A 7607-nucleotide genomic window follows, 5' to 3' on the forward strand; every position below is an offset into this window, starting at 1 on the left:
GCTGGTCCGAGCCGATTGCGCCGCCGCCTCGGCCAGTGCCAGTGCGGCGATGCCGTCATGATGGTCGATCAGCGGCGGCGCACCGTCGATCACGTCGGCGAAATGCGCCATTTCGCGCCGATACGCCTCGGCATAGCGGTCGAGGAAGAAGTTCTGGAACCGGTCCGCCGCCGCCCCGCCCTCGCCCCAGGTCTCGACCGTCGATTCCAGCTGGTTCTGCGCGCGGATCATGCCGCCCGAACAGAACGCCTCGATCCGCTGGTCATAGCCATAGCCGCTGCGCCGGCTGCTGGAGATGACGCACATCCGCCCCGATGCGGTGCGCAGGATCGTCTTGGCCGTGTCGGCATCCCCCGCCGCCCCGATCGCCGGGTCGATCAGCACCGCGCTGCTCGCGAACACCTCGGTCACCGGTTCCGCCAGCAACCAGCGCGCCATGTCGAAATCGTGGATCACCATGTCCTTGAAGATACCGCCCGACACCCGGACATAGTCGATCGGCGGCGGTGCCGGATCGTGGCTGATGATATGCAACGTCTCCAGCGCGCCCAGCGCCCCGCCCGCGATCCGCGCCTGCAGTTCGGCGAAGTTTGCATCGAACCGGCGGTTGAACGCCAGCAGCATCCGTGCGCCCACCGCATCGAGCCGCGCGCCGGTCGTGCGCGCGTGCGACAGATCCTGATCGAGCGGCTTTTCGCAGAACACCGCCTTGCCCGCCTCGGCCGCCGCCAGGCTGTAGGCGCAGTGGGTATCGGTCGAACTTGCCACCACGACCCCGCGTACCGCCGGATCGGCGAGGACCTCTGGCATTTCCGCCACCCAGGCGCCATGCCGTCCGGCAAGCGCATCGGCGACCCCGGCCACCGGATCGACGACATAGGCCAGCCGCAACCGCGGATCGGCCGCGATATTCGCCGCATGGATTTTCCCGATCCGGCCGGCACCGATCAATGCGATGTCGTGCATGTCATCCCCTCGAACAAATCTTCTAGTTGCATTACGTATGAAACATACGGTTCATGACGATGTCCAGCGACATATTGCGGTCGTTGCGCGCAAAACAATGTACCGATATTCCTATCGCGACAGCAGGATGGCGACATGCCCGACGGACCACCCACCACCGCCGACGAACTTCGTTCGGAAATCGTCCGACGGTATGAGGGGTTGAGCAAGCGATTGCAGCAGATCGCCCGCTACATCCTCGACCAGCCGAACGACGTCGCGCTCGAAACGCTGGCCGTCATCGCCCAGCGCTGCGCGGTGCAGCCATCGACGATCGTCCGGTTTGCCAAGAGCTTCGGCTTCGACGGCGCGACCCAGATGCAGCGCCTGTTCCGCGACGGACTGCTCAGCACCAGCGCGGCGCTCGGCTATTCAGAACGCGTACGCCAACTCGACGAGACGACCAGTGCCGACGGCGCCAAACCCGCCGATCTGCTGGCCGAATTCGTCGAGGGCAATCAACTGGCGCTCGAACATCTGCTCGAAACGGTCGGCGCGGCGGACATGCGGGCGGCGGTCGACCTGATCGACAGGGCAGATACCGTGCACGTCATGGGATTGCGCCGGTCCTTCCCGGTCGCTTCCTATCTCGCCTATTCGCTGTTGCAGACCGGCAAGCGCGTCGTCTTCATCGACGGGATCGCCGGGCTGGCGCAGGCGCAGGTCGACGCGATGACCCGCCGCGACCTGCTGATCGCCGTCAGCTACCAACCCTATGCCGCGGAAACGGTGGCGATCGTCGAGGCGGCGCGTGCCCGCCACGGCAAGGTGCTGGCGATCAGCGACAGCCCGGTCAGCCCCGTCGCCAAGCCCGCCGACACCGTATTGCTGGTCCGCGAATCGGAGGTGCGCAAATTCCGGTCGCTATCGGCATCGATGTGCCTCGCGCAGGCGCTGGTCATCAATTTCGCCTTCACGGCCTCGCGCGATCGACCCAGAACGTCGCGCAAGGGCGCCGCCGCGTCCGAATGAAACAGGTGTTGCAAAATCTATTTCCGTAGAAGATATGTTACAGATCGGGGAGGCGGTCTGAGACATGCAAACGCATCGCAGGGCAGCAGGCGACGGACGACGACTGGATATCGTGACCATCGGGCGCTCCAGTGTCGACCTGTACGGCGAACAGGTCGGCGGCCGGCTGGAGGATATGGCGAGCTTCGCCAAATATGTCGGGGGCAGCCCGACCAATACCGCCGTCGGCGCCGCCCGGCTGGGCCTGAATGCCGGTCTCATCACCGGCGTCGGCAGCGACCATTTCGGCCGGTTCCTGATCGAAGAGCTTGGCCGCGAAGGCGTGGACACGACGGGTGTCCGGGTCGATCCCGAACGGCTGACCGCGCTCGCGATCCTCGGCATCCGCGATCCCGACACCTTTCCGCTGATCTTCTACCGTGAAAATTGCGCCGACATGGCGCTGACGCCGGACGATATCGATCCCGCCCTGATCGCGCGGGCCGACGCGGTTCTGGTCAACGGCACCCATTTGTCGCAACCGGGCGTCCGCGCCGCCAGCATCCACGCAGCGCAGGCGATGAAGGCACAGGGCGGCCGCGTCGTGTTCGATATCGATTATCGGCCGGTGCTATGGGGCCTTGCCGCGCGCGACAATGGCGAGGACCGGTTCGTCGCCGACCCGCAGGTCACCGAACAGCTTCAGGCGATCCTGCCGCTGTGCGACCTGATCGTCGGGACCGAGGAGGAAGTCCATATCCTCGGCGGCACGACCGACACCGTCGCCGCGCTCCGCGCGATCCGAGCCGGCAGCGATGCGCTGCTCGTGCTGAAGCGCGGCGGGCTGGGCTGCGTTGCCTTTCCCGGTGCCGTTCCCGACGAATTGGCCGCCGGGGTCGTCGGTCGCGGCTTTGCGATCGAGGTCTTCAACGTGCTGGGCGCGGGCGACGCCTTCATGGCGGGCTTCCTGCGCGGCTGGCTGCGGGGCGAACCGCTCGCCACCTGCTGCGAATGGGCCAATGCCTGTGGCGCACTGGTCGTGTCCCGCCATGGCTGCGCACCGGCGATGGCGAGCTGGGACGAATTGCAGACATTCCTTGCCGGGCACTGGCCGCATCGGTTGCGCGACAGCGCCGCGCTGGAACAGGTCCATTGGTCGACCAACCGGCACGACGACCGCGCCGAACTGGCGGTATTGGCGATCGATCATCGCAGCCAGTTCGACGAACTGCTCGCCGAACTGGACATCGACGACGAACCACGCGTCGCCCGGTTCAAGGGGCTGGCGCTGGCCGCCGTCGACCGGCTGGCGCAGGGCGACCTCCGCTACGGCGTACTGCTCGATGGTCGCTTCGGTGCGCGGGCGCTGGAGGCGGCGGCCGACCTCCCCTATTGGATCGGACGGCCGATCGAGGTGCCGGGATCGCGTCCGATCGCGTTCGAGGGCGGCGCCGATGTCGCGGCGACGCTGCGGACATGGCCGACCAACCATGTCGTCAAATGTCTCGTCTTCTATCATCCCGACGACGATGCCGAACTGCGCGCGCGGCAGGACCGGCAATTGCTGCGGTTGTTCGACGCCTGTCGCGCGACCCGGCATGAACTGCTGCTCGAAATCATCGCCTCCAAACACGGCACGGTGACCGCCGATACGGTCGCGAGCGTCATCGACCATGTCTATGGGCTGGGCATCTATCCCGACTGGTGGAAACTGGAACCGGCCGGCGACACGGCAAGCTGGGCGGCGAGCGAGGCGGCGATCCTGCGCCACGACCCGCTATGCCGGGGTATCGTCCTGCTCGGCCTGTCGGCACCGCAGGACGAGGTGCTGGCCGGCATCGCCGCCGCCGCGCCGTTCGGACTGGTGAAAGGCTTTGCTGTCGGTCGGACGATCTTTCACGATACGGCGCGCCGCTGGCTGACCGGTGCGATCGATGACGAGGGTGCGGTGAGCGAACTGACCGACAATCTGCGCACCCTGTCCGATGGCTGGCGTGCGGCACGCGATGCGGCGGTGGCAGCATGACCACGATCCGACTGACCATGGCGCAGGCGCTGGTCCGCTGGATGACCGCGCAGAGGATCGACATCGACGGTCGGACGATGCCCTATTTCGCCGGGGTCTGGGCGATCTTCGGGCATGGCAACGTCGCGGCCATGGGCGAGGCGCTGGCCGATGTGACCGACGCCCTGCCGACGTGGCGCGCGCACAACGAACAGGGAATGGCCCACGCCGCCATCGCCTTTGCCAAGGCATCGCGGCGGCAACGGGCGATGGCGTGCACCACCTCGATCGGTCCGGGCGCCACCAACATGGTGACCGCGGCGGCACTGGCGCATATCAACCGGCTGCCGGTGCTGTTCCTGCCGGGCGATGTCTATGCCAGCCGCCGGCCCGATCCGGTATTGCAGCAGGTCGAGGACTTTGCCGACGCCACAGTCAGCGTAAACGACTGTTTCCGGCCCGTGTCGCGCTGGTTCGACCGGATCACCCGCCCCGAACAGATCCTTGACGCCCTGCCGCGTGCAATGGCGGTGATGACCGATCCCGCGACCTGCGGCCCGGTGACGCTGGCGCTGTGTCAGGACGTGCAGGCCGAGGCGTATGACTATCCCGACAGTTTCTTCGCACAGCGGACATGGCACGTCCGGCGGCCGGCGCCCGATGCGCGCGAACTGGACGAACTGGTCGCGGCACTGCGGGGGGCAACGGCACCGTTGATCGTCGCCGGTGGCGGCGTGCTGTATTCGCGGGCGGAAACGCTGTTGGCGGAATGGGCGGCGCGAACCGGGATTCCGGTTGCCGAGACCCAGGCTGGCAAGGGCGCCATGGCGTGGGACCATCCGCAGGCGCTGGGTTCGATCGGCGTCACCGGCACCAGTGCCGCCAATGCCGCGGCCGAGCGCGCCGACGTCGTGGTCGCGATCGGCACCCGGTTGCAGGACTTCACGACCGGATCGCGCACGCTGTTCGCCGGCAAGCGGTTGTTTCAGGTGAATGTTGCAGGTCACGATGTCGCCAAGCACGGCGCCTCGCCGGTATTGGGCGATGCGCTGGTGACGCTAGAACGGCTGACGGAGAAATTGGGCGACTGGCGGGTGCCGGAGGACTGGGCGCACGCGCACGGCGATACCGTTGCCAGCTGGAATGCGGCATGGGATCGCCTGACCGCACCCGGTGACGCCGTGCCCTCTGATGCACAGGTGATCGGCGCGGTCTGGCGCAAGGCGACGCCCGATGCCGTCGTCGCCTGCGCAGCGGGCGGCCTGCCCGGCGAATTGCACAAATTGTGGCGGACCCGTCGGGCCGGCGGCTATCACGTCGAATATGGCTATTCCTGCATGGGGTATGAAATCCCGGCAGGCATCGGCATCCGCATGGCCGATCCGACGCGCGACGTGTTCGTGATGGTCGGCGATGGCAGCTATCTGATGATGAATTCGGAACTGGCGACGTCGGTCATGCTGGGGCTGAAGATCACCGTCATCCTGCTCGACAATCGCGGCTATGGCTGCATCAACCGGCTGCAACAGGGCACGGGCGGACGGGCGTTCAACAACCTGCTCCCCGCCCTGCCCTCCATCGATTTCGCTGCCCATGCCCGCAGCCTGGGCGCACAGGCGGAGAAGGTCGACGGCATCGCTGCCCTGGAGGCGGCGCTGGAACGCGCGGCGGCGAGCGTCGAAAGCTACGTCATCGTGATCGACACCGATCCGGCGATCAGCACCGAAGATGGCGGCCATTGGTGGGACGTCGCGGTGCCCGAAGTATCGCGACGCGCCGAAGTTCGCGCGGCACGCAAGGCCTATGAACAAAAGATCGCAGGAGAACGCGCATGACGATCCGCTGGGGGGTCAGCCCTATCGCATGGGCCAATGACGACATGCCCGAACTGGGCGGCGACACGACCCTCGACGCGCTGCTGACCGATGTACGCGACATCGGGTTCGACGGAGTGGAACTCGGGAACAAGTTTCCACGGGACGCAGCGACGCTCGGGCCGATCATGAAGCGCTACGGCCTCGACATCGTCGGTGGGTGGTACTCCGCCAACCTGTTGAGGCGCGATGCCGATGCGGAAATCGCGGCGATGCGCGATCACCTGACGCTGCTGGAGGCGATGGGGTCGAGCGTGTTCATCCTCGCCGAGACGTCGAACGCGGTCCATTGCGATCGCTGGGGCAGCCGGCTGGACACGCACCCGCAACTGAGCGACGATGAATGGCAGCGGTTCGGCGATCGGCTGAATGCGGTTGCCGCGCATGTGAACGCGCGCGGCCTGCGCTTTGCCTATCACCATCATCTGGGTACGGCGGTCGAAACGGCGGCCGAACTCGACCGCTTCTTCGCAGCCACCGACAATCATGTCGGGCTGGTGCTCGACACCGGTCATGCGCTCTATGGCGGGATCGATCCGATCGCGGTCGTCCGGTCGCATCCCGACCGGATCAACCATGTCCATTGCAAGGACGTACGCACCGCCCGCCACGCCGAATTCCATGCCAGCGGCACCAGTTTCCTGAACGGCGTGGTCGGCGGCATGTTCACCACGCCCGGCGACGGCGATTACGACTATGCTCCGTTCCTGCGTACGCTGCGGGATATCGATTACAGCGGATGGATCGTGATCGAGGCCGAACAGGACCCGGCGGTCGCCGATCCGCGCACCTACAGCCAGGGCGGTCTCGATACGCTGAAGCGGCTGGCCGCCGAAACGGGGTTGGTCTGATGTCGCTGCTGGTCCGTGCGCCGGCCGCCAATGCATCGGGAGTCGTGACCGACGTGACCCCGCACAGCGCCGGCTGGACCCATGTCGGCTTTCGCGTGGTCCGACTGGCGGCGGGACAGGTCCATCATGGCTGCGAGGCGGGACGCGAGGCGTGCGTGGTGGTGCTGACCGGCACGGTTTCGATCGATGCCGGGGCGGAGCGCCTGACCAGCCTCGGCATGCGCGACAGCGTGTTCGATGGCGAAGCGGCGGCGGTCTACCTGCCGGCGGGCACCGACTATGCCATCACTGCCGAGCGCGATGCCGAGGTCGCGATCTGCACCGCGCCGGGCAGTCGCGGCGGTACGGCGCGGGTGCTGCCGGCGGGCACGATCGAGACGCGTGGAGCCGGGACCAATGTCCGCCATGTCCGCAACATCCTGTCCGACAGCGACGATCTGGCCGAAAGCCTCCTTGTGGTCGAGGTCGTGACCCCCGGAGGCCATTGGTCAAGCTATCCCCCGCACAAGCACGACCGCGATGCGTATCCGGACGAAACGCTGCTCGAGGAAACCTATTACCACCGCCTGTCGCCGCCACAGGGCTTCGCATTCCAGCGCGTCTATACCGACGATCGCAGTATCGACGAGACGATGACGGTGCAGGACGGCGACGTCGTGCTGGTGCCGCGCGGCTATCATCCGGTCGGCGCGGCGCATGGCTACGACCTCTATTACCTGAATGTGATGGCCGGCCCCCGCCGCAAATGGGTGTTCGCCAACGATCCCGCGCATGACTGGATCATGCGCCAGCCAAAGGGTTGATATGCGACAGATCGATCATGTGATCGCGGGCGGTTCAGGCAGTGCGGACGGTGCGACCGGCGCGGTCTTCGACCCCAATCGTGGCGAGGTGCAGGCGCATGTCCGTTTGGGCACCGCC

The 7607-nt window shown here is 66.6% G+C and carries 6 protein-coding genes; 5 read left to right on the forward strand and 1 reads right to left on the reverse strand.

Translation table 11 applies throughout. The features are described 5' to 3' along the window. Nucleotides 1-966, reverse strand: a 966-nt coding sequence (gene iolG, locus ASE59_RS15015; protein WP_056458141.1) for an inositol 2-dehydrogenase, incomplete at its 3' end; no start/stop codon positions are given. Nucleotides 967-1101: 135 nt separating this feature from the next. Here iolG and ASE59_RS15020 point away from each other — a divergent pair. From ASE59_RS15020 to iolB, 5 genes are all read left to right on the forward strand, one after another. Beyond that, a complete protein-coding gene (locus ASE59_RS15020; RefSeq protein WP_056457989.1) occupies nt 1102-1977 on the forward strand; it encodes a MurR/RpiR family transcriptional regulator in 876 nt (291 codons plus the stop codon). Between the two features lie 64 nt (nt 1978-2041). After that, nucleotides 2042-3982, forward strand: a complete 1941-nt coding sequence (locus ASE59_RS15025) for a bifunctional 5-dehydro-2-deoxygluconokinase/5-dehydro-2-deoxyphosphogluconate aldolase (protein WP_056457992.1) — start codon at nt 2042-2044, stop codon at nt 3980-3982. Further along, nucleotides 3979-5796 carry a 3D-(3,5/4)-trihydroxycyclohexane-1,2-dione acylhydrolase (decyclizing) gene (iolD, locus tag ASE59_RS15030; RefSeq protein ID WP_056457996.1) on the forward strand — a complete coding sequence of 606 codons (1818 nt, stop codon included), beginning with the start codon at nt 3979-3981 and terminating at the stop codon, nt 5794-5796. Before ASE59_RS15025 ends, iolD begins: the two co-directional genes overlap by 4 nt. Next, the gene (iolE, locus tag ASE59_RS15035; protein WP_056458000.1) at nt 5793-6686 is read left to right on the forward strand and encodes a myo-inosose-2 dehydratase; all 894 of its coding nucleotides are present in this window, start codon (nt 5793-5795) and stop codon (nt 6684-6686) included. Before iolD ends, iolE begins: the two co-directional genes overlap by 4 nt. After that, entirely contained in the window at nt 6686-7489 is an 804-nt protein-coding gene (iolB, locus tag ASE59_RS15040) for a 5-deoxy-glucuronate isomerase (RefSeq protein WP_056458003.1), read from the forward strand. The genes iolE and iolB overlap by 1 nt, the downstream gene beginning before the upstream one ends. The last annotated feature ends 118 nt before the right edge of the window (nt 7490-7607 follow it).

Origin of the sequence: Sphingomonas sp. Leaf10 (assembly GCF_001421245.1) — a bacterium.
GTDB lineage: Bacteria > Pseudomonadota > Alphaproteobacteria > Sphingomonadales > Sphingomonadaceae > Sphingomonas.

Coding starts and splice junctions, on each gene's coding strand:
- ASE59_RS15020 (WP_056457989.1), top strand. CDS start 1,102: ATGCCCGACGGACCACCCACCACCGCCGACGAACTTCGTTCGGAAATC.
- ASE59_RS15025 (WP_056457992.1), top strand. CDS start 2,042: ATGCAAACGCATCGCAGGGCAGCAGGCGACGGACGACGACTGGATATC.
- iolD (WP_056457996.1), top strand. CDS start 3,979: ATGACCACGATCCGACTGACCATGGCGCAGGCGCTGGTCCGCTGGATG.
- iolE (WP_056458000.1), top strand. CDS start 5,793: ATGACGATCCGCTGGGGGGTCAGCCCTATCGCATGGGCCAATGACGAC.
- iolB (WP_056458003.1), top strand. CDS start 6,686: ATGTCGCTGCTGGTCCGTGCGCCGGCCGCCAATGCATCGGGAGTCGTG.